Annotated in this window: 26 protein-coding genes; 5 read left to right on the top strand and 21 right to left on the bottom strand. The window is 63.9% G+C overall.

All coding sequences use genetic code 11. The features are described from left to right. Positions 1-57 precede the first annotated feature (57 nt). Positions 58-696 (bottom strand): TetR/AcrR family transcriptional regulator, encoded by a 639-nt coding sequence (locus TQ98_RS17775; protein WP_004422328.1) that lies wholly within the window; start codon positions 694-696, stop codon positions 58-60. A gap of 75 nt (positions 697-771) precedes the next feature. On the opposite strand from TQ98_RS17775, the gene TQ98_RS17780 reads away from it, so the two are divergent. Beyond that, positions 772-1905 (top strand): aminotransferase class V-fold PLP-dependent enzyme, encoded by a 1134-nt coding sequence (locus TQ98_RS17780; RefSeq protein ID WP_044870235.1) that lies wholly within the window; start codon positions 772-774, stop codon positions 1903-1905. A 247-nt stretch (positions 1906-2152) separates the two neighbouring features. On the opposite strand, the gene TQ98_RS17785 is transcribed toward TQ98_RS17780, so the two are convergent. From TQ98_RS17785 to TQ98_RS17845, 13 genes are all read right to left on the bottom strand, one after another. Then, positions 2153-2935 (bottom strand): TatD family hydrolase, encoded by a 783-nt coding sequence (locus TQ98_RS17785; protein WP_044870236.1) that lies wholly within the window; start codon positions 2933-2935, stop codon positions 2153-2155. A 66-nt stretch (positions 2936-3001) separates the two neighbouring features. Continuing rightward, positions 3002-3358: a PilZ domain-containing protein gene (locus TQ98_RS17790; protein WP_028627861.1), complete on the bottom strand. Its 357-nt coding sequence runs from the start codon at positions 3356-3358 to the stop codon at positions 3002-3004. Positions 3359-3393: 35 nt separating this feature from the next. Beyond that, positions 3394-4380: a DNA polymerase III subunit delta' gene (locus TQ98_RS17795; protein WP_044870237.1), complete on the bottom strand. Its 987-nt coding sequence runs from the start codon at positions 4378-4380 to the stop codon at positions 3394-3396. After that, positions 4373-5005: a dTMP kinase gene (gene tmk / locus TQ98_RS17800; protein ID WP_044870238.1), complete on the bottom strand. Its 633-nt coding sequence runs from the start codon at positions 5003-5005 to the stop codon at positions 4373-4375. Before tmk ends, TQ98_RS17795 begins: the two co-directional genes overlap by 8 nt. A 13-nt stretch (positions 5006-5018) precedes the next feature. Continuing rightward, positions 5019-6056, bottom strand: a complete 1038-nt coding sequence (mltG, locus tag TQ98_RS17805; protein ID WP_177410180.1) for an endolytic transglycosylase MltG — start codon at positions 6054-6056, stop codon at positions 5019-5021. A gap of 3 nt (positions 6057-6059) precedes the next feature. Then, complete coding sequence (gene pabC / locus TQ98_RS17810; protein WP_044870239.1) at positions 6060-6875, bottom strand: aminodeoxychorismate lyase; 816 nt, start codon at positions 6873-6875, stop codon at positions 6060-6062. Then, entirely contained in the window at positions 6875-8119 is a 1245-nt protein-coding gene (gene fabF / locus TQ98_RS17815; RefSeq protein WP_044870240.1) for a beta-ketoacyl-ACP synthase II, read from the bottom strand. Before fabF ends, pabC begins: the two co-directional genes overlap by 1 nt. A gap of 167 nt (positions 8120-8286) precedes the next feature. Continuing rightward, complete coding sequence (gene acpP, locus TQ98_RS17820) at positions 8287-8523, bottom strand: acyl carrier protein (protein ID WP_016493661.1); 237 nt, start codon at positions 8521-8523, stop codon at positions 8287-8289. A 191-nt stretch (positions 8524-8714) separates the two neighbouring features. Continuing rightward, positions 8715-9458: a 3-oxoacyl-ACP reductase FabG gene (fabG, locus tag TQ98_RS17825; RefSeq protein ID WP_044870241.1), complete on the bottom strand. Its 744-nt coding sequence runs from the start codon at positions 9456-9458 to the stop codon at positions 8715-8717. Between the two features lie 15 nt (positions 9459-9473). Continuing rightward, the gene (gene fabD, locus TQ98_RS17830) at positions 9474-10412 is read right to left on the bottom strand and encodes an ACP S-malonyltransferase (RefSeq protein ID WP_044870242.1); all 939 of its coding nucleotides are present in this window, start codon (positions 10410-10412) and stop codon (positions 9474-9476) included. 103 nt (positions 10413-10515) lie between these two features. Further along, positions 10516-11526, bottom strand: a complete 1011-nt coding sequence (gene plsX / locus TQ98_RS17835) for a phosphate acyltransferase PlsX (RefSeq protein WP_082073129.1) — start codon at positions 11524-11526, stop codon at positions 10516-10518. Between the two features lie 3 nt (positions 11527-11529). Next, complete coding sequence (gene rpmF, locus TQ98_RS17840; protein WP_044870244.1) at positions 11530-11712, bottom strand: 50S ribosomal protein L32; 183 nt, start codon at positions 11710-11712, stop codon at positions 11530-11532. Between the two features lie 13 nt (positions 11713-11725). Then, entirely contained in the window at positions 11726-12253 is a 528-nt protein-coding gene (locus tag TQ98_RS17845) for a YceD family protein (RefSeq protein WP_044870245.1), read from the bottom strand. Positions 12254-12361: 108 nt separating this feature from the next. Between TQ98_RS17845 and TQ98_RS17850 the strand changes: the two genes are divergently transcribed. Then, entirely contained in the window at positions 12362-12940 is a 579-nt protein-coding gene (locus TQ98_RS17850) for a nucleoside triphosphate pyrophosphatase (RefSeq protein WP_044870246.1), read from the top strand. Between the two features lie 63 nt (positions 12941-13003). Here the strand turns inward: TQ98_RS17850 and sppA are convergent, their stop codons facing one another. The 3 genes from sppA to rluC are packed head-to-tail and all read right to left on the bottom strand — an operon-like array spanning position 13004 to position 15615. Continuing rightward, entirely contained in the window at positions 13004-13984 is a 981-nt protein-coding gene (gene sppA, locus TQ98_RS17855) for a signal peptide peptidase SppA (RefSeq protein ID WP_044870247.1), read from the bottom strand. Then, a complete protein-coding gene (locus tag TQ98_RS17860) occupies positions 13977-14669 on the bottom strand; it encodes an HAD-IA family hydrolase (RefSeq protein ID WP_044870248.1) in 693 nt (230 codons plus the stop codon). The genes sppA and TQ98_RS17860 overlap by 8 nt, the downstream gene beginning before the upstream one ends. Further along, positions 14662-15615 carry a 23S rRNA pseudouridine(955/2504/2580) synthase RluC gene (rluC, locus tag TQ98_RS17865; RefSeq protein ID WP_044870666.1) on the bottom strand — a complete coding sequence of 318 codons (954 nt, stop codon included), beginning with the start codon at positions 15613-15615 and terminating at the stop codon, positions 14662-14664. Before rluC ends, TQ98_RS17860 begins: the two co-directional genes overlap by 8 nt. On the opposite strand from rluC, the gene TQ98_RS27665 reads away from it, so the two are divergent. Both TQ98_RS27665 and rne read left to right on the top strand, forming a co-directional pair. Continuing rightward, entirely contained in the window at positions 15614-15817 is a 204-nt protein-coding gene (locus TQ98_RS27665; RefSeq protein ID WP_146036026.1) for a hypothetical protein, read from the top strand. The genes rluC and TQ98_RS27665 overlap by 2 nt on opposite strands. Before the next feature lie 358 nt (positions 15818-16175). Continuing rightward, positions 16176-19277: a ribonuclease E gene (gene rne, locus TQ98_RS17870; protein WP_044870249.1), complete on the top strand. Its 3102-nt coding sequence runs from the start codon at positions 16176-16178 to the stop codon at positions 19275-19277. 87 nt (positions 19278-19364) lie between these two features. On the opposite strand, the gene TQ98_RS17875 is transcribed toward rne, so the two are convergent. The 3 genes from TQ98_RS17875 to TQ98_RS17885 form a co-directional block, all read right to left on the bottom strand. After that, on the bottom strand, positions 19365-21146 hold the full coding sequence (locus TQ98_RS17875; RefSeq protein ID WP_044870250.1) for an ABC transporter transmembrane domain-containing protein: 1782 nt from the start codon (positions 21144-21146) through the stop codon (positions 19365-19367). A 54-nt stretch (positions 21147-21200) separates the two neighbouring features. Next, positions 21201-21641: a thiol-disulfide oxidoreductase DCC family protein gene (locus TQ98_RS17880; protein ID WP_044870251.1), complete on the bottom strand. Its 441-nt coding sequence runs from the start codon at positions 21639-21641 to the stop codon at positions 21201-21203. 74 nt (positions 21642-21715) lie between these two features. Next, positions 21716-22843 (bottom strand): ATP-NAD kinase family protein, encoded by a 1128-nt coding sequence (locus TQ98_RS17885; RefSeq protein ID WP_044870252.1) that lies wholly within the window; start codon positions 22841-22843, stop codon positions 21716-21718. Positions 22844-23046: 203 nt separating this feature from the next. Here TQ98_RS17885 and TQ98_RS27930 point away from each other — a divergent pair, with 203 nt between their 5' ends. Beyond that, positions 23047-23223: a PA1571 family protein gene (locus TQ98_RS27930; RefSeq protein WP_177410181.1), complete on the top strand. Its 177-nt coding sequence runs from the start codon at positions 23047-23049 to the stop codon at positions 23221-23223. A gap of 31 nt (positions 23224-23254) precedes the next feature. On the opposite strand, the gene pdxB is transcribed toward TQ98_RS27930, so the two are convergent. Next, on the bottom strand, positions 23255-24397 hold the full coding sequence (gene pdxB / locus TQ98_RS17890; RefSeq protein WP_103102999.1) for a 4-phosphoerythronate dehydrogenase PdxB: 1143 nt from the start codon (positions 24395-24397) through the stop codon (positions 23255-23257). Positions 24398-24506 lie beyond the last annotated feature (109 nt).

The raw sequence follows: 24506 nt of genomic DNA on the forward strand, positions 1-24506 counted from the left end.
ATCCCCGCGGCCGGTGCCACACATGCCCGGAACCGCGATATAGGCGTACTGAATACGTCAGCCCGCCGGTGACTCGCTCTCGCGCTTGCGCTTGTTGCCCATGCGCACGCCGATGTCCATGAGGAACTGGAAGAAGCCTTCCTGATCCTCGAGCACATTGCTCCAGAACGGCGAGTGGTAGAGCGCGACAGCACCGTGCACCAGGGCCCAGGCAGCGCAGTAGTGGAAGTACGGCGGCACGTCTTCCAGCTTGCCTTCGGCGATGCGCCCCTTGATCAGCAGCGTCAGGCGCTCGAAGTTGGAAGCGCGGATCTTGTGCAGCTGCTCGACCATTTCCGGCACCTGGCTGTTCTTCACCACCTTCTCTTCCAGGCGGTCAAACAAGCGGTAGCGCTGCGGGTCGCGCATGCGGAACTCGAAGTAGGCCCGCGACAGCGCCTCCTTGTCACGATCCACATCGGCGGAATGGAAGAGCGCGTTCAGATCGCGCTCATAGTCGAGCATCAGGCGCAGGTAGATCTCCGCCTTCGACTTGAAATGCTTGTAGATGGTGCCTTTGCCGATACCCACTGCGTCAGCGATCATCTCGACGGTAACGCTGTCTTCGCCCTCTTCCAGGAAGAGCTTGAGGGCGGTGTCGAGAATTTCCTGCTCGCGGCGGCGGAACTCACGGACTTTACGGGGTTCTTTCTGCATAAAGGGACTGTGGGGTCAAAAAATCAAGCCGCGTATTATGCCTATCTGGCGCAAAAATGCACGGATCATCCGACTATGAGCTTCTTGCAAGATGAGTTTTCCCAGGCCGACGGGCTCCGCTATCTCAACCATGCTGCGGTGGCACCCTGGCCGAAACGCGCGACCCGCGCGGTCCAGAGCTTCGCCGAAGAGAACTGGCGCCTCGGCGCGAGGGATTATCCAGACTGGTTGATTGTAGAACGTCGACTGCGTGAACGCCTGGCCAGGTTACTGAACTCACCGACCACAGCCGATCTTGCACTGGTCAAGAATACATCGGAAGCCCTGTCATTCGTTGCCTTTGGTCTGGACTGGAAGGCAGGCGATCAGGTGGTCATCAGCGACCAGGAATTCCCCTCCAACCGAATCGTCTGGGAGGCGCTGAAGCGCTACGGCGTCACCACTCTCCAGGTATCGCTGGAGGGCCCCGATCCCGAGGGGGCGCTTCTCGCGGCCTGCGGCCCCCGTACACGACTGATGTCCATCAGTGCCGTGCAGTATGCCAGCGGTCTGCGTCTTGACCTTCAACGCCTTGGCCATGAGTGCCGCAAGCGTGACGTGCTGTTCTGCGTCGACGCCATCCAGCAGTTGGGCGCCCTGCCCTTCGACGTCCAGTCCATCGATTGCGCCTTCGCCATGGCCGACGGCCACAAGTGGATGCTCGGGCCGGAGGGCCTGGGTGTCTTCTACTGCCGCTCGGACCTCCGCCAGCAGCTCAAGCTTCATGAATACGGCTGGCACATGCTGGAGCATCCCGGCGACTACGAACGGGTCGACTGGGAACCTTCGCGCACCGCCCGTCGTTTCGAATGCGGCAGCCCCAACATGCTCGGCGCCATGGCGCTGGAGGCGAGCCTTTCACTGTTGGAGGAAGTGGGCATGGACCAGGTGGCCATAGCCCTGGCCGAGCGGGTGCAGTGGCTGCAGGACGGCCTGATCGCGATCCCCGGTGTGAAGCTGTTCAGCCCATCGAACCCGGCAAGGCGCGCCGGTATCCTGAGTTTCCGTCTGGACGGCTGGGACAACCAGCTCCTGTTCGAACGGCTACGCGCCGAGCAGGTGGTTTGCGCCCAGCGTGGCGGCGGCATCCGCTTCTCGCCCCACTTCTACACCGAGCCACGGGTAATCGAGGAGACCCTCGTGCTGTTGCGCCAGATGGCAGACACATGAGGACTCAGCCGACGCCGGGGTATTCCAAATACGTTTAAGAAACGCCGCCGTACAATCTGGACGCTTAGGGATATTGACCAATACTTCTTGTTACTGGCGTGCGGCATCTCCCCCCAAGTGCCCAGCCAGTCGAGGAACCGTGGATCGCGTTCCTTTGTTTTACTCCTAATGGTCTTGACCCGGATTCATCCCCCAGAACCCGGGTTTTTTTTGTGCGCGATTTTTTCTGTGCCAGGCCTTGGCAAACTCAGCCTTGGCGCGCCAAGGGAAACAGGCGCAGGTAGTTCTCGGTGGTCTGCCGAGCGAATTCCTCGAAGGGCACTCCACGCAACTCGGCCAGGTACTCCGCCACCTCACGCACGTACTGCGGCAGGTTCGGCTTGCCGCGATAAGGCACCGGCGCCAGGTAGGGAGAGTCGGTCTCCACCAGCAGCCGGTCTGCCGGTACCTGGCGAGCCACTTCGCGCAGGGCATCGGCATTGCGGAACGTGACGATGCCGGAGAGGGAGATGTAAAAGCCGAGGTCCAACGCGGCGCGAGCCATGTCCCAGTCCTCGGTGAAGCAGTGCAGGACACCCGCCTGGGGCAGCGCCGCCTCGCGCAGCAGATTCAGGGTGTCGGCGCGGGCTTCACGGGTGTGGACGATCACCGGCTTGCCCGTGATCTTCGCGGCTTCGAGATGCAGGCGGAATGCCTGCTGCTGGAGTTCAGCCGCTTCGGGCTCGTAGTAGTAGTCCAGACCGGTCTCGCCGATGGCCACCACGCGCGGGTGCTGAAGCTCAGCCAGCAGCCAGTCCAGCGCCAGGGATTCGCCCGGCTGCAGGTCCAGGGGATGCACGCCAACGGAACAGTGCACGTCGTCATAGCGCTCGGCCAGCGCCTTCACGGCGGCAGCGTTGTCGGCGCTCACGCCGATGCAGAGGAACTGGCCGACGCCACGGGCGCGGGCAGCGTCGAGGGCGGCATCCAGGGAACCGCCGTGGGCAGCCAGGTCGAGGCGGTCCAGGTGGCAGTGGGAGTCGATCAGCATGGTTCAGGCTCCAGGCGCAGGCGCCAAGCTCAAGCCTGTCGCTTGCAGCCCGCGCCCGGCGGCCGGTTACATCGTATGGGTGGGACGGTCGGACTTGAGGGCGCCGGCGAGGTAGGTCTCGATCTTGTTGCGTGCGCCGCTATCACCGTCGTTGAACTGGACGCCGATGCCCGCCGCGCGATTGCCCTGGGCGCCCTTGGGGGTGATCCAGACCACCTTGCCGGCGACCGGGATCTTCTCCTGCTCGTCCATCAGGTTGAGCAGCATGAATACTTCATCGCCGAGCTTGTAGGTCTTGTTGGTAGGAATGAACAGGCCACCGTTCTTGATGAACGGCATATAGGCGGCATACAGGACGGACTTGTCCTTGATGGTCAAGGACAGGATCCCGTTACGCGGGCCCAGATTCGGTGGCAGGCTCATGGGGCATTCCTGGCAAGCTGGTACAGGCACGGATTCTAGCCCGGCCCGGGCAGGCTTGCCCACTGCACCAGCAGCGCTTCGAGAAGCAAGACACGATTGAGGTTGGCCTTGTTGAGCACTTTCTGGCGCTGCTGCAGTAGCCAATCCTGCATGGCGAGGACCTTGTGCTGCGGTGCTTTGTCCGCCAGGTATTGCACCACTTTGCGCATATCCGCAAGGCCGAGGCCCGCCTCATCGCGAGTGAGCTGGTAGCGCAGCATCAATTGAGCCCAGTCGCAGAACCAGTCGAACAGCAGCGGCAGGGGCACCGCGTTCCAGCCTTCAGCCAGTTGGCTCGCGCTCACCTGCTGCTTGATCAGCTTCTTCACGCCGTCCACCACTTCGCCGCGCTGGGCACGCACGCCCTGCCCCTCCAGGCGCAACGCCGACAGCGGCGAGCCGCCGGACAGAACCAGCAGCTCGTGCAATTGCTCCGGCGCGGTTTCCGGCAGCGCCGAGGCCAGCCAGGTCAGACTCTGGGCCTCACTGGGCAGCGGGCAGGCCTGCTGTACGCAACGGCTCTTGATAGTGGGCAGCAGTCGGCTGGGCTGGTGGCTGATAAGCAGCAGCACCGTATCGCCAGACGGCTCTTCCAGGCTCTTGAGCAGGGCATTGGAGGCGTTGATGTTCATGGCTTCGGCGGGCTCCAGCAGGACCACCTTGCGACCACCGAGCTGCGCGGTCTGGACCACGAATCCAACCAACTCGCGCACCTGGTCGACGCGAATCGCCTTGTCGGCTTCTTCCGGCTCCAGCACGAAGGCGTCGGGATGGGTATTGGCCGCCAACAGCAGGCAGGCCTTGCATTGACCACAGGCGTCGAGGCCCGCCGGATTCTGGCAGAGCAGACGCGCCATCAGGCGCTCGGCCAGGGCACGCTTGCCAATGCCGGACGGCCCGTGCAGCAGGTAGGCATGGGCGTGACGCGGACGGCCGGCCAATTGCTCCCAGAGGCTGTCCTGCCAGGGATAGGCCTCAGCCATGGCAACGCTCCAGCAATTCGGGGAGGAGTTGATCCAGGCCGCGCTGGACATCGTCCAGGGGCACGGAGGCGTCGATCACCCGGTAACGTTCAGGTGCCGCCTGAGCACGTTTGAGGTAGGTCTGGCGCACTGCTTCGAAGAAGCTGCGCTGCTCCTGCTCGAAGCGGTCGAGACGACCACGAGCGGCGGCACGGCTCAGGCCGATTTCCACCGGCAGGTCGAACACCAGCGTCAGATCCGGGCGCAGCTCGCCCTGGACGAAACTCTCGAGCAGCGCGATGCGTTCTTCGGGCAGACCACGACCGCCACCCTGGTAGGCGTAGGTGGCGTCGGTGAAACGGTCACAGAGGACCACCGCCCCCCGAGCCAGCGCCGGCTTGATCACACCTTCCAGATGCTGGGCGCGGGCAGCGAACACCAACAGCAGCTCAGTATCCACGCCCATGGCCTCGTCGCTGGGCGTTAGCAAGAGCTCGCGAATGCGCTCGGCCAACGGCGTGCCGCCGGGCTCGCGCGTCAGGACCACTTCGATTCCCTGGCTGCGCAGGCGCTCGGCGAGGAACTCGCGATTGGTGCTCTTTCCGGCGCCTTCCGGGCCTTCCAATGTGATGAACAGACCGCTCACTGGGTGTCCTTATTCATTGCGGGGTTGGGCTGGAGCGGTAGTCGCTGCGGCGCTTCAGCTGGAAGTCGCGCACTGCCTGATTGTGCTCGCCCAGGGTCTCGGAGAATACATGGCTGCCATCGCCACGAGCGACAAAGTAGAGGCTCTTGCCGTCGGCGGGGTGCAGCGCGGCATGGATAGCCTCGCGCCCTGCGAGGGCAATGGGCGTTGGCGGCAGGCCACTGATGACATAGGTGTTATAGGGCGTCGGCTCGCGCAGGTGATCGCGGGTCAGGTTGCCGTTGTAGCGCTCACCCAGTCCGTAGATCACGGTGGGGTCGGTCTGCAGCAGCATGCCGGTCTTCAGGCGACGCACGAAGACTCCGGCGATCTGCCCGCGCTCGTTGGGCACGCCGGTTTCCTTTTCCACCAGGGACGCCATGATCAGCGCCTGGTAAGGCTCCTTGTAGGGCAGTTGGTCGGAGCGCTTGCTCCACTCTTCGGCCAGGACCTGGTCGAGTCGATCCCGCGCCTGCTTCAGCAGATCGATGTCGCGCATGCCACGCACATAGCGATAGGTATCGGGGAAGAAACGGCCTTCCGGGTACTCGCCGGGACGGCCAAGACGGGCCATCAGCTCGGAGTCACTGACATCGGCCAGGGTATGTTCAAGCTTGTCCTGTTTGGCCAGCACCGCCCTCACCTGCCGGAAGTTCCAGCCTTCGACGAGGGTCACGCTGTATTGAACCACCTCGCCCCGCTGCCAGAGGCCCAGCAACTCGGCGGCCGTCATGCCCGGGGCGAGGCGATACTCACCGCTATGCAGGGATTCGCTGGCCAGGTTGAAGCGCCAGTACTGGCGCAACCAGAAGGCGTTGGTCAGCACCCCTTCCTCTTCCAGGCGATTCAGCAGGCCGCCAGGCGTAGCGCCAGCGGGGACGTCCAGCATCCGCTCAGCGGAGATGTTCAGGGGTTGCTCGAGGGTGACGCGCTGCTGCCAGCCGGCAAAAGCCACCAGCAAGCCGGCAAGAAGCAGGCCTGCCTCCAGCATCAGCAGGAATTTGCGTATCACGAATCAGATGTCCAGTAGATCGCGGGCGATGGCCTGAAGTTTACGGGTCAGCGGGCCGACCGGCCAGTGATGCCCTTCTACAGCGCGCACCGGCCAGACCCCGAAGAGGCTATTACAGAGGAAGACCTCGTCGGCGCGGAGGAATTCATCGAAGGGGATATCACGCACCTCTACCGCCAGACCCGCGGACCGGGCGCTGTCGAGCAGGGCCCCGCGCATCACGCCAGCAACGCCGCAACGAGACAGATCGGCAGTGACGAGCGCGCCATCGCGTACGATGAACAGGTTGCTGAATACGCCTTCGATCACGCGGCCAGACTGGTCGCGCATCAGACCCTCCGCGAAATCGCCACCCTGCCATTCAGCGCGGGCCAGAACCTGCTCCAGACGATTCAGGTGCTTGAGACCCGCCAGCAGTGGCTGCTCGGCGAGTCGGGTCGCACAGGGGAACAGTTGCACACCGTTTTCCCCGTTGGCTTCCGGGTAGGCCGGGAACGGGCTGCCCTGGAGGATTCGCCGGGGCAGTGCAACAACAGGCGGTGCATAGCCGCGCAGCCCTTCGCCACGGGTGACCATCAGTTTGACGACGCCCGCCCCCAAGCCGGCCGAATAGGCCAGCAGCTCGGTGCGCATCAACTGAAGATCGAGAGGAATGCCGAGGCGACGGCAGCCTTCGGCCAGCCGCGCCATGTGGTACTCAAGCAATGGGGGTCGGCCGGCGCGAACGGCAATGGTCTCGAAAAGCCCATCGCCGTAGGCCAGGCCGCGATCCTTGATGGACAGCGACTCGGCCGGATGGCCGTCGACCCAGTTCGGCATCAGCCTGCGAACCGACGGAACACCAGGGAGCCGTTGGTGCCGCCGAAGCCGAAGGAGTTGGACAGGACCACGTCGATCTCCATGGAACGAGCTTCATGGGGCACGAAGTCGAGGTCGCAGCCGTCGTCCGGCTCTTCCAGGTTGATGGTGGGCGGCGCCACCTGGTCGCGCAGGGCCAGCACGCTGAAGATGGCTTCCACGGCACCAGCCGCACCCAGCAGGTGACCGGTCATGGATTTGGTGGAGCTGACCGCGAACTTGTAGGCGTGATCGCCAAACACCGACTTGAGGGCCATGGCTTCTGCCACGTCGCCCGCCGGAGTAGAGGTGCCATGCGCATTCACGTACTGCACCTGATCCGGGTTCAGACCGGCATCGCGCAGGGCGTTGCGCATGCAGCGGGCAGCACCGGCGCCGTCATCCGGCGGCGAGGTCATGTGGTAGGCGTCGCCACTCATGCCAAAACCGATCAGCTCGGCGTAGATGGTCGCGCCACGGGCCTTGGCGTGCTCCAGCTCTTCCAGGACCAGGGCACCGGCACCGTCAGACAGCACGAAGCCGTCGCGACCCTTGTCCCAGGGACGGCTCGCGCGGGCCGGGTCGTCATTGCGGGTGGACAGCGCACGAGCGGCACCGAAGCCGCCCAGACCCAGGCCACAGGCGGCCATTTCGGAACCACCGGCGACCATCACGTCAGCCTCGCCATAAGCAATGTTGCGCGCGGCCATGCCGATGCAATGGGTGCCGGTGGTGCAGGCAGTCGCGATGGCGTAGTTCGGCCCCTGGATTCCCAAGTGGATCGACAGGAAACCGGACACCATGTTGATGATCGAGCCAGGCACGAAGAACGGGGAAATCCGGCGTGGGCCTTGCTCGGCCAGGGACTTGCAGTTGTTCTCGATGTTGGTCAGGCCGCCGATACCGGAACCCATGGCAACACCAATGCGCTCGCGATTGGCCTCGGTGACTTCGAGGCCGGAATGACGGAAGGCCTGGAAACTTGCCGCAAGGCCGTACTGGATGAACAGGTCGAGCTTGCGCGCCTCCTTGGCCGAAAGGTATTCCTCGACATTGAACCCTTTGACCGAACCACCGAAGCGGGTGGTGTAAGCGGAAAGGTCCATATGTTCGATCAGGCCAATGCCACTGCGGCCAGCCAGAATTCCCTGCCAACTGCTCGATACATCGGTACCCAGCGGCGACAGCATGCCAAGGCCAGTGACCACGACGCGTCTACGCGACACAGCGATCTCCTTCTTCAATCTCTACACGGCGGTTGATTCGGGTTAACAGACTGTTGAAAAGCCCGGCAGGCAAAATTCGCCGCGGATTTTCAACAACCTGCTTAAAGAAAAGCCGCACGCCCGGTTGGGTCGTGCGGCTTTTCCGCGTCGGGGAACCGACGATTACATTACTGCGCGTGGGCGTTGATGTAATCGATGGCTTCCTGAACGGTGGTGATCTTCTCGGCCTGCTCGTCCGGGATTTCGGTCTCGAATTCCTCTTCCAGAGCCATCACCAGCTCAACGGTGTCAAGGGAGTCGGCGCCCAGGTCTTCAACGAAGGAAGCGCTGTTGGTGACTTCGTCTTCTTTGACGCCCAGTTGCTCGGCGACGATTTTCTTGACGCGTTCTTCGATGGTGCTCATACCTTGTTTTCACTCCTATGGAAAAATCCGTGCAGCTGGGGCTGCAGTGTATAGAAAGGGTTTTCCGCATTTCAAGCAGAACGCCTGAACCCCTTCCGGATAACCGCAACGAAATGTCTATAACCCGGCTGCACTGTTATAGCGAATTCTAGACAGCTCATATGACAGCTTCCTGAAGGGATTCGTCACATTCAGCTCATGTACATGCCGCCATTGACCGGAACGGTTGCGCCGGTGACGTAGGCAGCGCCGTCGGAAGCGAGGAACCCCACCACCTTGGCAATCTCTTCGGCCTGACCCAGACGACCCAGCGGGATCTGGGTCAGCAGCGCATCGCGCTGGGCTTCCGGCAGCTCACGGGTCATGTCGGTATCGATGAAGCCAGGGGCCACCGAGTTGACGGTGATGGCACGGGAGCCGACTTCACGCGCCAGAGCGCGACTGAAGCCTTCCAGGCCGGCCTTGGCGGCAGCGTAGTTGGTCTGGCCGGCGTTGCCCATGGCGCCCACGACCGAACCGATGTTGATGATGCGCCCCCAGCGAGCCTTGGTCATGCCACGCAGCACGGCCTTGGACAGGCGGTACAGGCTGTTGAGGTTAGTGTTGATGACGTCGAACCACTCATCGTCCTTCATGCGCAGCATGAGGTTGTCGCGTGTGATGCCGGCGTTGTTCACCAGGATCAGCGGTTGGCCCAGGTGCTGCTGAATGTGTTCCAGAGTGCTTGCTACCGATTCGTCGCTGCTGACATCGAGTACCAGGCCAGCGCCTTCGATGCCATTGTCCTTGAGGAACTCGGCGATGCGCTCGGCACCGGAAGCGGAAGTCGCAGTGCCAATCACCACGGCACCCTGGCGACCCAGTTCGAGGGCGATTGCCTGGCCAATGCCACGGCTCGCACCGGTGACCAGTGCCACCTTACCTTGCAGACTCATAGGTCTTCTCCTTGTTCAGGCCAGCGCAGCACGGGCGGCTGCGAAAGCATCAGGGGTATCCAGATTGTGGGTGTTCACACCCTTGACGCAACGCTTGTTGAGGCCGGACAGCACCTTGCCGGGGCCGCATTCCACCAGATCGGTGACGCCGCGCTCGGACAGGCTGACCATCGACTCGACCCAACGAACCGGACTGTAGAGCTGGGCCAGCAGGTCACGCTTGAGCTCAGACAGATCGGCCACGACGGCGGCGCTTACGTTCTGCACCAGGGGGATCAGTGGCGCCTGCCAGGCAAGCGCCTCGACGGACTCGGCAAATCGCTCGGCGGCGGGCTTCATCAGCGCGCAATGGGACGGCACGCTCACCGGCAGCGCCATGGCGCGCTTGGCACCACGAGCCTTGCACGCTTCGATCGCGCGCTCGACAGCAGCCGCGGCGCCGGCGATTACGACTTGGCCGGGAGCGTTGAAGTTAACGGCACTGACCACGTCGCCCTGGGCCGCTTCTGCGCACGCAGCCAGCACGTCGGCATCTTCCAGGCCAAGGATGGCGGCCATGCCGCCCTGCCCTGCCGGAACGGCCTGCTGCATCAGCTGGCCACGGCGCTCAACGAGCTTGACCGCATCAGCGAAGCCGATGCTGCCGGCAGCCACCAGGGCGGAGTACTCACCCAGGCTGTGACCGGCGACGAACGCCGGACGCGCACCACCCTCGGCCAGCCACAGGCGCCACAGGGCGATGGAGGCGGTGAGGATGGCGGGTTGGGTCTTGTCGGTCTGATTGAGATGTTCTTCCGGACCTTGCTGGGTCAGGGCCCAGAGGTCATAGCCGAGTGCCTCGGAGGCTTCGGCGAACGTATCCAGGACCAGCTTGTGCTGGCCCCCCTGCTCGGCCAGCATGCCCAGAGACTGGGAGCCCTGACCGGGGAAGACGAAAGCGAGGGATGCGGACATTGAGAGTGGTCCCTTATCTGGCGGTATAGGGAGATTGACGCCCGGCATAGCCAAGCGCACGAAACTGACAGTTGGATGACAGGCTGCCTTTAGCGGTCACATCCTACAGCAACAGATGCTCCAGACGGCCGTGCAGGCGCTGCGGCAGATTCTCCCGCACTTCGACCTGCGCGCGACGAATGGCGCTCTGGAATCCTTCCGAACCCGCCGAGCCATGGCTCTTGATCACGATTCCCTGGAGCCCCAGGAAACTCGCCCCGTTGTGGCGAGCAGGCGCCAGGTCGGAGCGTAGACGGCGCAGCAGCGGCAGGGCCATTGCCCCTACCACGCGGGCCCCCAGGCTCTCGCTGAACAGCGCCTCCATTCGCGAGGAAATCATCGAGGCCAGCCCCTCACTGGATTTCAGCAGGATATTGCCGACGAATCCGTCGCAGACCACCACATCCGCCTCGCCTCGATAGAGGCCATCGCCTTCGATGTAGCCGATGTAGTTGAGACCTTCGGCCTGCTGCAGCAGGTTCGACGCCAGCTTGACCCGCTGATTGCCCTTGATGTCCTCGGTGCCGACGTTTAGCAGCGCCACGCGAGGCCGGTCGATCCCGAGGGTTTCCGCGGCGACCGCACCCATGACAGCAAACTGATAGAGGTGTTCGGCACTGCAATCGACGTTGGCCCCGAGATCCAGTAGATGGCAGTGGCCACGCGCGGTGGGAATGGCACTGACCATGGCCGGACGATCGATGCCGGGCAGGGTCTTGAGCACATAGCGGGAAAGCGCCATCAAGGCACCGGTATTGCCGGCGCTGACGCAGGCCTGCGCCCGACCATTGCGCACCAACTCGAGGGCAACGCGCATCGAGGCATCCGGCTTGCCACGCAGGGCTTGCGCCGGGCGCTCGTCCATACCAATGACTTCGCTGGCATGTTCGATTTGCAGGCGCTGACGATCGACCGCAGGGATACGGGCGACGAGATCTTCAAGGAGGGGAGCTTGGCCGACGAGGACCAGGTGAAGCGAGGGGAATTCAGCCAGACAAGCGATGCTGGCCGGAACAATGCAGCGGGGACCGAAGTCCCCGCCCATTGCATCAATCGCGATGATCGAGGCGGCCAAGGATTACTCGGCGGCGCCCTTGTCGATCACTTTGCGACCGCGGTAGAAACCGTCCGGGGAAACGTGGTGGCGCAGGTGAACTTCACCGGTGCTCTTCTCTACGGACAGTGCGTTGGCCTCGAGGGCGTCGTGGGAACGACGCATGTCGCGTGCCGAGCGGGATTTTTTGTTCTGCTGAACAGCCATAATCAATTAACTCCTAAACGTTTGGGTCACGCTTTAACTGCGCCAGTACGCTGAACGGGTTGGACCGCGAAACCTCGTCCTCGCTCGGCTCGGGCTCTTCAAGGCCCGCCGGCTGCTGGCAATCTTCAGGGTCATGGGCCGGAACTATGGGGAGGGCAAGCAGCAGCTCATCCTCGACCAGAGTCATCAGATCCAGAGGATCTTCTCCCACTTCCAGCACGTCATAGCCCTTCGGCAGCGACTGACTGTCAGCCCCTTCCCTCACCACAGCGTAATCACACTCGCTGTGGATGTTCAGGGCGACCAGCTCTAGACAACGCTGGCAAACCATCTTGACCTCGACGTCGATCTGGCTATGGATGACGACAGTGCGACGCTCGTCACGGCCAAACGCCAGGCTCGCACGAATGCTGCCCGCGCTGTCCGCAAGGGGTTCGCAGAGTCGCTCCAGACTGGCGAGCGCAATGCCACCCTCTAGAGTGACTTCGCGGTCCGCCAACTTGCGCGGATCTACATGAGGTGGAATCGGCCCATTCAACATAGGCGCGACATTCTAGGGATGAGCCCCTGACCTGTCAAAAGAAATTCCGCATTGTCCGCGGGCGAAGCGCGTCGATAAAATTCGACGCCTCACAGTCCGGAGAACGCCATGCTGCCCCTGGTGCTCGCATCCAGCTCCCCCTACCGCCGCGAACTGCTCGAACGCCTGCGCCTGCCCTTTACCTGGAGTGCGCCAGCCATAGACGAAAGCCGGCACCCACAAGAGTCCGCGGAACAACTTGTGCGCCGCCTGGCCCTGGAAAAGGCCCGCGCTCTCGCCGCCCTGCATACGAACCACCTGATCATCGGCTCGGACCAGGTTGCCGTGCTTGGCGAACACATCCTCGGCAAGCCCCACGGTTTCGAGCGCGCGCGCAGCCAGTTGCTGGCCGCCAGCGGCACCAGCGTCAGCTTCCTGACCGGCCTGGCCTTGCTGAATAGCGCCACCGGCCAGTACCAGGTGGACTGCGTGCCCTTTACCGTCCATTTCCGCGAACTGGATGACGCACGCATCAGTCGTTACCTGGAAGCCGAGCAGCCCTACGATTGCGCCGGCAGCTTCAAAGCTGAGGGCTTGGGTGTCAGCCTGTTCCGAGCCACGGAAGGCAGCGACGCTACCAGCCTGGTAGGCCTGCCTCTGATTCGCCTGGTCGACATGCTGCTCGCCGAAGGCGTACAGATTCCCTGATACCCATATAGAAGGAAGAAAGCCCGGCACAGGCCGGGCTTTTTTTCATGCAGCACTCGCACGTCAGCGCAGGGACGGCCCCTGGAAGCCCATCCACAGTGCAAGGCGCTCGGCGACACTGGCACCGAATTTCTTCGAGAAGCGATCGAACGGGGACTCCTGCACGGTGTAGTCGACAATATCCTTCGCCCCAATGACCTCCCGAGCCACGAAGCTGGTATTGCCGAGCTTGTCCACCAACCCCAATTGCAGGGCCTGCTCACCCGACCACACCAGGCCACTGAACAGCTCGGGATGATCCTCGACCTTCAGTCGGTCACCACGCCCCTTCTTCACGCTTTCAATGAACTGCTGATGGGTAGTGTTCAGGACGCCCTGCCAGAACTCCGTCTCCTCCGGCTTCTGCGGCTGGAAGGGATCGAGGAACGCCTTGTGCTCACCCGAGGTATAGACGCGACGCTCCACCCCCAGCTTACTCATTGCATCGACGAAGCCGAAACTGGCTGCGGTTACACCGATTGACCCCACCAGACTGGCCTTGTCGGCATAAATCTCATCCGCTGCGCTGGCGATGTAGTACGCACCGGACGCCCCCAGGTCGGCTATTACCGCGTAGACCTTGATGTTCTTGTGCTCAGCGCGCAGGCGACGGATTTCGTCATAGACGTAGCCGGATTGCACCGGACTGCCGCCCGGGCTATTGATCCGAAGGATCACACCCTTGGTCTTCGGGTCCTCGAAGGCAGCGCGCAAACTGGTGACGACATTGTCCGCACTGGCCGCCTCTTCATCGGCAATCATTCCGCGAATTTCCACCAGAGCCGTGTGCTCCTGACTGCGCGCGGCGCTCTTCTGCAGATCGAACGCTGGCGAAATGAGCAGCAGCGCAACGAACAGGTAAATGAAGGTCAGCAGCTTGAAAAAGATCCCCCAACGCCGCGCCCGGCGCTGCTCCTGGACGCCAGCCAGGACGGCCTTCTCCAGCAGCTTCCAGCTCTTTTCGTCGGCCTTGTCGGAAGCCGGTTCTTTCCATTCGTCAGACATAGAACTCCACCTCTCGCGATTGCCGGCTCAGGTCACCATCCAGCCAGTGACGCAACTCTTCGAAACGCTCGATCGCCAGCGTTGGCGACTCCTTGAGCAACTCAGCTAGCGGCTGGGCACCATACCCCACCGCCACGGAATCCATCCCTGCCCGATGCGCCATGCGCAGATCGAAGGGCGAATCTCCCACCATCAACGCCTGGTCAGCGGTCACACCGCAACACGCCAGGATTTCATGAAGCATACGCGGGTCCGGCTTGCTGGCCGTTTCATCAGCGCAACGCGTGAAATCGAAGTAATCCAACCAGCCGCGCCCTGCCAGCACATGATCGAGCCCGCGACGGCTCTTGCCGGTGGCCACCGCCAGGCGATACCCCTGGTCCCGGAAGTCCTCCAACGCTTCGGCCACCCCATCGAAGAGGGGCGAAGGCTGACTCTCCAGCGTGTTGTAGTGCTCGCCGTAGCGACGCCGAAAAATGTCGATACTCCGCGCGTCCTGGAGTTCCGGATATAGCGTGGCAATCGCCTCCGGCAGACCAAGACCGATAATGCCCTTGATAGCGCCATCGTCGCGCCAGGGCAGCCCACCCTCCTCGGCCGCCACGCGCATGGATTCGACAATGCGCGCAATGGAATCCACCAGGGTGCCATCCCAGTCGAAGATCAATAGCTGATAATCAGGCACCGAGACGCTCCAGAGTTTTCTGCCACATCTCATCCACCGGTGCTTCCAACTTCAACTCCCCACCATCCGGCAGGGTGATGGCCAGGGAATGGGCGTGAAGGAACAGGCGCTTGCCGCCCAACTCACGGACCTCGCGGGTGAAATCTTCATCCCCATATTTGGGGTCACCGGCAATGGAATGACCGGCGTGCTTGGCATGCACACGAATCTGGTGGGTACGCCCGGTGATCGGGCTGGCTTCCACCAGGGTGGCGAACTCACCGAAGCGGCGCACGACGCGAAACTCGGTCAGCGCTTCCTTGCCCTCAGGGTTTACCTCCACCATGCGCTCGCCTGAACGCAGGTTGTTCTTCAGCAGCGGCGCGCTGACCTTCTTCTTCGAGGTCGGCCAGCTGCCCCGCACCAGGGCCAGGTAGCGCTTGTCGACGCCATCGCCGCGCAGGGCTTCGTGCAGGTGGCGCAGCATGCTGCGCTTCTTGGCAATCATCAGCAGACCCGAGGTATCGCGGTCGAGTCGATGCACCAATTCCAGATCCTTGGCATCCGGACGCAGCTGGCGAAACGCCTCGATCACCCCGAAGCTCAGACCGCTGCCGCCATGCACGGCAATGCCAGCCGGCTTGTTCAGCACGATCAGCGCCTTGTCTTCATAGACGATCGCCGCTTCCAGGCGCTCCAAAAGCCCCTGGGCGACCGGAGCCGGCTCGTCAGGTTCGGACAGGCGCAGCGGCGGCACCCGGACGATATCGCCCGCCTGGAGCTTGTACTCCGGCTTGATGCGCCCCTTGTTCACACGGACTTCGCCCTTGCGCAGGATGCGATAAATCAGCGTCTTGGGCGCACCTTTCAGCTGGGTACGTAGGAAATTATCGATACGTTGGCCGGCATATTCCGGCGCAACCTCAAGCAGCTGGACGCTGGAGGCTGGGGAGGAGGGAGTAGTCATGGCGCGCATCATAACAATTTTTTATGGATTTGAAGCACTTAATGATTACTGCTATAGTCGCGAACGCCGCCAAAAGCGGCCTGGTTTCGGGGTGATCGCCAACAATGCCACCCCCCAACCGCTGCAACCCTTTCAGGACGTAAGGCCGTCCGACAGAAAATTCGCCGCAATGACCGCGAATTTTCCGAAATCAAAGCCTTGAGCCATGACGCGTGATCGCCCTTCCAGTGGGAGTTCACGGTAAATGCAACCCGCTACGGATTCAGCGAGCGGCACCCGATTTTCAAGGGATAAGTGTAGGGTGGAGATGCACAACCGTCGGCCTGCGTAGTTTCAAGACGCTTCATTTCGTCCGCTACCGACCGTTGATTCCTCCTCCTGACCAAGTGCTTCTGTCACGACACAGCAAGCAGGAGATGTAGTCGCGATTCCGGCCCCACTGGCTGGAGTTCGCTGGACACAGGGGTGGCTCGCCGCTCCTGATACGCACCTGACACCGACCGCGAGAGTCGTGTGCGCCAATCGCCGTTTCCGGCAGCCCGGAAACCTATTGGTACCACATGAAAAGAATGCTGATTAACGCGACTCAGCCCGAAGAGTTGCGTGTTGCTCTGGTCGACGGCCAACGCCTGTACGATCTGGACATCGAATCGGGTGCCCGCGAGCAGAAAAAGGCCAACATCTACAAAGGCCGCATCACTCGCATCGAGCCCAGCCTTGAAGCCGCCTTCGTCGACTTCGGCGCCGAACGCCACGGCTTCCTGCCCCTGAAAGAAATCTCCCGCGAATACTTCAAGAAGTCCCCCGAAGGTCGCATCAACATCAAGGAAGTGCTCAGCGAAGGCCAGGAAGTCATCGTCCAGGTCGAGAAAGAAGAGCGCGGCAACAAGGGCGCAGCCCTGACCACCTTCATCAGCCTCGCCGGTCGCTACCTGGTGCTGATGCCGAACAACCCCCGTGCCGGTGGCATCTCCCGTCGCATCGAAGGCGAAGAGCGCAATGAACTGCGCGAAGCGCTGAACGGCCTCAACGCTCCGGCCGACATGGGCCTGATCGTCCGCACCGCCGGTCTCGGCCGCTCCAGCGAAGAGCTGCAGTGGGACCTGGACTACCTGCTGCAACTCTGGAGCGCCATCAAGGAAGCCTCCGGCGAGCGCGGCGCGCCCTTCCTGATCTACCAGGAAAGCAACGTCATCATCCGCGCCATCCGCGACTACCTGCGCCAGGACATCGGTGAAGTGCTGGTGGATAGCGTCGAAGCCCACGAAGAAGCCCTCAGCTTCATTCGCCAGGTGATGCCGCAGTACCAGAGCAAGATCAAGCTCTATCAGGACAGCGTTCCGCTGTTCAATCGCTTCCAGATCGAAAGCCAGATCGAAACCGCCTTCCAGCGCGAAGTGAAGCTGCCGTCCGGCGGCTCCATCGTTATCGACCCGACCGAAGCCCTGGTGTCCATCGACATCAACTCGGCCCGCGCGACCAAGGGTGGCGACATCGAGGAAACCGCCCTGCAGACCAACCTGGAAGCGGCTGAGGAAATCGCCCGCCAGCTGCGTCTGCGTGACATCGGCGGCCTGATCGTCATCGACTTCATCGACATGACCCCGGCCAAGAACCAGCGCGCCGTGGAAGAGAAAGTCCGCGAAGCCCTGGAAGCCGACCGCGCTCGCGTGCAGATCGGCCGCATCTCCCGCTTCGGCCTGCTGGAAATGTCCCGTCAGCGCCTGCGTCCGTCCCTGGGCGAGACCAGCGGCATCGTCTGCCCCCGTTGCGACGGCCAGGGCATCATCCGTGACGTCGAATCCCTGTCGCTGGCCATCCTGCGCCTGATCGAGGAAGAGGCCCTGAAGGATCGTACCGCTGAGGTCCGCGCCCAGGTGCCAATCCCGGTTGCCGCCTTCCTGCTCAACGAGAAGCGCAACAGCATCACCAAGATCGAGCTGCGCACCCGTTCGCGCATCGTCATCCTGCCGAACGATCACCTGGAAACCCCGCACTTCGAAGTCCAGCGCCTGCGCGACGACAGCCCGGAAGTACTGAGCAACCAGTCCAGCTACGAAATGACCCCGGCCGAGGTCGAAGACGCCCAGCCGGTCAGCTCCACCCGCACCCTGGTTCGCCAGGAGGCCGCGGTGAAGACCGTATCCCCCGAGCGTCCCGTTCCGGCTCCGGTTGCGGCTCCGGCCCCTGCCCCGCTGGCTCCGGCCGCCCCCGCGCCGGAACCCAGCCTGCTCAAGGGCCTGGTCAAGTCCCTGGTAGGCCTGTTCGCCGGCAAGGAAGAACCCAAGGTCGCAGCCGAGCAGCCCGCTGCCGAGCGCCAGCCGCGCGGTGAAGAGCGCCGTAACGGCCGCCAGCAGAACCGTCGCCGTGATGGCCGCGAAGGTCGTGAAGGCCGCCGCGATGAAGACCGCAAGCCGCGTGAAGAACGCCAGCCGCGCGAAGCCCGCGAAGGCCAGGAAGGTCGTCGCGAGCGTCCGGCCCGCGAAGAGCGCCAGCCGCGTGAAGAACGTCAGCCCCGCGAGGAGCGTCAGGCTCGCGAGCCGCGCGAAGAGCGTCAGCCACGTGAAGAACGCCAACCCCGCGAGGAGCGTCAGGCCCGTGAGGAGCGTCAACCGCGCGAAGAACGCCAGCCGCGTGAAGAGCGCCAGCCCCGCGAAGAGCGTCAGCCTCGTGAAGAGCGCCAGCCGCGCGAAGCCCGCGAAGCCCGCGAAGGCCAGGAAGGCCGTCGCGAACGTGCCGAGCGTCCTGCCCGCGAAGAGCGCCAGCCCCGTGAAGAGCGTCAGCCGCGTGCCGAAATGGCCCAGGCCGAGGTGGTCGACGAAGAACTGCTGAACAACGAAGAGATGCTTGACGACGAACTGGAAGGCGCCGATGGCGAGCGTCCCCGTCGCCGTTCCCGTGGTCAGCGTCGTCGCAGCAACCGTCGTGAGCGTCAGCGTGAAGCCAACGGTGACGAAATCGTAGAAGGCCAGGAAGGCACTGAGCAGGCTGCGCCTGCCGAAGCCGCCCAGGTCGCTGCCGTAGCCGCCACCGTGGTTGCCGCCGAAGCGGTTGCCGAAGCCGCCAGCGAGGAAACTTCGGTCCAGGCTGAAGCACCGGTTGTCGAAGCCCCGGTTGCCGAGGCCGTGGTGGCCCAGGTCGAAGAAGCCGCCCCGGTTGCCGAACAGGCCCCGGTGACCGAGCAAGCTCCGGCCGTGGTCGAAGCGCCCCAGGTTGTCGATGCCGCCCCGGTGGAAGCTGTCGCCGTAGCACCCGCTCCCGTCGAGGAAGCCCCGGTTGCCGCGCCTCAGGAAGAAGAGTCCGCTCGCGCGTCTTCCAGCACCGGCCGCGCCGCCAACGATCCGCGCGAAGTGCGCCGCCGTCAGCAGGAAGCGGCGCGCCTGGCCAAGGAAGCCGAAGAGGCTGCCGCCAACGCCGTTGAAGCTGTCGCCGCTGTCGAGCCGGTCGCTGCTCCCGCAGAGGCTGTCGCTGAAGTGGAAGAGGCTGCGGTCGCCGTCGAGCAGAAGGTCGAAGAAGCCGTTGAGCAGGCAGCAGAGGCCCCGGCCGAACAGCCCGAGCAAGTGGCGGTAGCGACTGAAGCCGAAGCGCCGGTGAAAGCCGAGCCCAAGGCCGAGGAAGAAGAAAAGGATGAAGCCAAGGACGAGCCCAAGCCGGTCGTCTGAAGCCAGTCCTGAATGAAAAAGGGGATGCCAATTGGCATCCCCTTTTTTCTTGCCTGCGTCAAACCTCTCCGCCACCAGTCAGCCGCTTCACCGCTGCGCTTCCTCCTCCTGCACCCCGAACTGCAGTTCCGCCAGCCGCGCATAGAGCGGACTGCTGGCCACCAGCTGCGCATGGCGACCAATCGCCACCACCCTGCCCCGCTCCATCACCGCAATACGATCGGCGTTCTGCACCGTGGCCAGCCGGTGGGCGATCACCAGCGTGGTGCGTCCGCTCATCAGGGTCGGCAGGGCTTGCTGGATCAAGTGTTCGCTTTCCGCGTCCAGGGCGCTGGTGGCTTCGTCCAGCAGCAGGATGGGTGCATCCACCAGCAGCGCACGGGCGATGGCCAGGCGCTGTCGCTGGCCGCCGGACAGGCCGATACCGCCCTCCCCCAGATGCGTCCTGTAGCCCTGGGGCAGGCGGGTGATGAACTCATGGGCGTGGGCCGCACGGGCCGCGGCTTCCACCTCCGCATCACTGGCCTCCGGGCGGCCGTAACGGATGTTGTCCTCGACACTGCCGAAGAACAGCGCCGGGTTCTGCGATACCAGGGCGAAACAGCGACGCAGGTCAGTGGGGTCGAGCCGCCGGAGCTCCACACCTTCCACCAGGAGGCTGCCCTCCTGGGGATCGAAAAAGCGCAGCAGCAACTCGAAGACCGTGGACTTGCCCGCGCCCGAAGGTCCTACCAGGGCCAGCGTCTCGCCAGGACGCACCTCCAGGCTGACGCCATCCAGAGCATTGACCTGCGGACGACTGGGATAAGCGAAACGAATGTCGCGCAACTCGATGCGGCCGCTCACCCGAGGCGGCAGGACCACCTTGCCCTCCTCGGGCGCGACGATGGCGTTGCGCGCCTGCAGCAGTTCGGCGATGCGCTCCGCCGCACCGGCCGCGCTCTGCAGTTCACCGATGACCTCACTGATGGCACCGAACGCGGCGCCCACGATCAGGCTGTAGAAGACGAAGGCTGCCAGGTCGCCCGGCGAAATGCGCCCGGCGATGACATCCATGCCGCCGACCCAGAGCATCACCCCAACGGCCCCCAGCACCAGCCCGATCACCAGGGTGATCAGCCACGCGCGCTGCATGATTCGCCGCCGCGCGGTATCGAAGGCGCCTTCCACCGTCGCGGCGAAGCGTTGGCGATCCTGCGCCTGGTGGTTGTAGGCCTGCACGGTCTTGATCTGCCCCAGGGTCTCGCCCACATAGCTGCCGACATCGGCAATGCGATCCTGGCTCTGCCGCGACAGGCGCCGTACACGGCGGCCAAACAGGAGAATGGGCGCCAGCACCAGGGGCAACGCCAGCAACACGATGCCGGTGAGTTTCGGGTTGGTGACGAACAGCAGACCGATGCCACCCACCAGCATGATGCCGTTGCGCAACGCCATGGACAGCGACGAACCGATCACCGATTGCAGCAGCGTGGTGTCGGCGGTCAGCCGCGACTGGATTTCCGAAGCGCGGTTGCTCTCGTAGAACCCCGGATGCAGCTGCACCAGGTGATCAAATACGCGCTTGCGGATATCCGCGACGAAGCGCTCGCCGATCCAGGACACCAGGTAGAAACGCGTGAAGGTGCCGACGGCCAGCGCCAGCACCAGGCCGAAGAAGAGCATGATCGAATGCCGCAGTGCCGCCTGGGACTGGGTGGCCAGGCCTTGATCCACCAGCAGGCGGATACCCTGCCCCATGGACAGGGTGATGCCGGCGGTGAACAGCAGCGCCAGCAGCGCACCGATCACTCGCCACCGATAAGGCGCGACGAAACGCCCGGCCATACGCAGTGCAGTGCGCTGTCGAGAAGAAAGGAAGGATGGCATCAACGCCTCGTTCGGCTCGGCTGGAACCTTACCCCGCGCTCCAGGCAGAAAGATTCAATCGCGGGCATCGAGGAAACGCCCCGCATGGTCGGGCGTCGGCAGCAGGCAACTGTCGTAGCGGCCAAAGAGCCGGTAGCGATTGCGGGCGACGCGGTCGTAGCACCAGTCCCGCAGGCCCAGGGGCAGGAAGCGGAACACCGCCAGCAGCGGCCAAGGCGCCGGCAGTTGGCGAAGAATGCGTGAAATGGCCTCGGAGCGGACAAACAGTTCGGGGCCCTCGACATAGAGCAGGGTTGCGAAGCTGTCAGCGGGCAGGCCGAACCAGCGCAGGATCGCCTGCCCTTCCGCAGACTGCACCGCGGCCAGCTTGAACAACCGCGCCCGGTCATGGCGAATGATGAACTTCACCCAGCCATTGCAGAGCTTGCATACCCCGTCGAAGAGCACGACGCGCTCACCGGGGCGGATATGGGGCGGGTATTCGTTGGCATCCATCGCGATGCTCCTGCATCCACGGGGAAGTGTCGTCGATGGTAGCCGATCTCCCCCGCCCCGGGTGAAACGTCGCCTCAGTCCACCTCGCCCCAGCCCAGGGGATACAGCAGCTCTTCCTTGTAGCCGGCCCAGACCCGCACCGCGTCCGGGAATGCCTCGTCCAGGCCCGGGTCGCCGCTGTCCACCAGGAGGGGGCGCCCCTCCAGGGTGCCGAGTTTGCGCTTGGTGGCCACCACGCGCAGGTGGTCCAGGCCGATGGCACGCAGCACCCGCGGGCTGATCTGCTGGTTGCCACGACCAATGATGTGGCCCTGGCCGCCGATGGCGGTGACCAGCAATCGCGCGGCATGCCCCTCCACCAGGTCGAACAATTGCGCTTCGGTCACATCCCGAGCAATCACCACGCCGTTCTCGATCACATCCACCCCGAGCAGCGTGGTTTCCAGGCCCAGGTTGGCCGCCAGGCCATGGAGGGTGGAGCCCGGCCCGAGTACGTAGCGCACGCCCTCCTCCCAGCTTTCGCTGAGCCAGTCGGCAAGCTCCACCAGCACCAGTTCCTCCGACTCCATGCCGCCCTGCTTGACGTGCTGCATGAAATGCCCTTCCACCGGCACCGTCAGCTCGCCATACCAGCGCGCGGCGACCTTGCCGTCCCGCAGCGCAGCTTCATCCAGGTCACGCACCTCGCCGCTGGCCAGGCGCACCAGGCCGCCTTCCACCAGGCGCCGCGCCAGTTCCCCGGCCGCGCGCGGGCTGATGGCATAAACCCCGGAATGGATTTTCACCCCGGCGGGGATCCCCAGCACCGGCTGGTCTTCCCGCACCACGGCACTGACGTCCCGCGCCGTGCCATCACCGCCGGCGAAGAGGATCAGGGCGACACCGACATCCTGCAGGGCCGCTACGGCATGGCGAGTATCGTCGGCGCACGTGAGCGGCCCCTCGAGGTGACCCAGAACCCGGTGCGCAAAGCCCATCTCCGCCAGCAGGTCGGCGCCCATGGGGCCGGGAAAGGTGAGGAACTGGATACGTCCGACGAGCGGCAGCAGGCATTCCAGGGCCAGCCGGGTTCGTGCTGTCGCTCGGGGCTCGGCGCCTCTGGCAAGGGCTTCTTCGGCGACGCCGTCGCTACCCTTGAGCGCGGCTGGCCCGCCCAGGCCGGCCAGGGGATTGATGATCAGGCCCATATGGAATGCGGACATACTTACCTCGAACTGAACTCTCGCCCCGCGCTGGGGGTCCACCCATCAGGACCAGGACAACCGCAGTTGGCACATTCGGTGCTACTTTCACTGCAGGTATTTCCTGGTCTTTCGCTTTTCCGGTGCCAGGCCGGCGCCAACTGTCACTGCGTGTTCATCTAGCCTGCCTAGACTGCGCGCACCAGCTGAAGAGGAGACAGGCCATGAGTTTGCACGACCACACGTCCGATCGCCGCGTGATCCCGCTGCAGCAACACCGCCCCGTGGGCGGCGCCATCATCGACGCCCAAGGGCGCGAGATTCCCATCACCGAAACCATGATCCAGCGCGCCTGCCAGGAACTGCACAAGCAGCTGGCCACCGAGCTGAAGCAGGCTTGAACGAAGGCCCGGGGCAATCCCGGGCCTTTTGCTAAACGAGTTCCGCTCCCAGCGCCCGCACGATTTCCGCCAGCCTCGGCGCATCCCCTTGCAGGCGCACCCGCAACCCGTCGATTTCCCGCCGCACCGGATAGTGCTTGCGCAACGCATCGAACGCCGCGCGCCGCTGCGCATCGTCGCCCACCAGGCTACGGCGGAAATCCGCATCGTCCCGGCGCGGGTCGTACACCGCGCGGCACAGCGTGGCCAGGGCCCAGTTCGGATCGGCACTGGTATCGAGGCCAAGTTCGCCCAGCCAAGGCGCCGGCAGCAGCTCATCCAGACGAATGCTTTCCGACTGCCCGCTGAACCGGCACCAGGCCTGGTACACCTGGGCGGTGCCCCGCAGCTTGCCATCCAGGCTGTAGCCGGCGATATGCGGCGTGGCAATGCGGCAGAGCCGCGCCAGCGCCACATCCGCCTGGGGTTCGCCTTCCCAGACATCCAGCACCGCGCGCAGGTCGTCACGACGCCCCAGCAGCTCGCGCAGGGCCTTGTTGTCCACCACCGCGCCACGGCTGGCGTTGATCAGCCAAGCCCCTGGGCGCAAGCGCTCCAGGCGAGCGGCATCCAGCAGATGGCGGGTCGGATGATCACCACCGGCGTTCAGCGGCGTATGCAGGCTGATGGCATCGCACTCGCGGAGAATGGTCTCCAGGTCGACGAAGTCGCCCCCTTCGGCGGCCTGGCGCGGCGGATCGCAGACCAGCACGCGCCAGCCGAGGCCGCGCAGCACCTCCACCAGCCGCCCGCCCACCTGGCCAGCCCCCACGACGCCGTACGTGCGTGTGGCGAGATCGAGCCCTTCGTCCTCGGCCAGCACCAGCAGACTGCCCAGCACGTAATCCACCACGCCACGGGCATTGCAGCCGGGCGCACTGGACCAGGCGATGCCGGCTTCCTTGAAGTAATCGAGATCGAGATGGTCGGTGCCGATGGTGCAGGTGCCCACGAAGCGTACCGGGCTGCCCGCCAGCAGGGCGCGGTCGACCTGGGTGACGGAACGCACCAGCAGCAGTTCGGCGTCGGCCAGCGCGGCGGCGTCAATGGCGCGGCCAGGGAGGCGGCGGATGTCGCCCAGACCGCCGAAGAAGGCATCGACAAGGGGAATGTTTTCGTCGGCAACTATTCGCATGGCAGGCTCCAGCAGAGAGAGCGACATTCTACGCAATCGCCTCGTTCGGCGCCCCCACCACCGCCCGTCCGCCCTCTTTTCTGACCGACACGTCAGGGCGTAAACTAGC

The organism is Pseudomonas sp. LFM046 (assembly GCF_000949385.2).
Classification (GTDB): Bacteria; Pseudomonadota; Gammaproteobacteria; order Pseudomonadales; family Pseudomonadaceae; genus Metapseudomonas.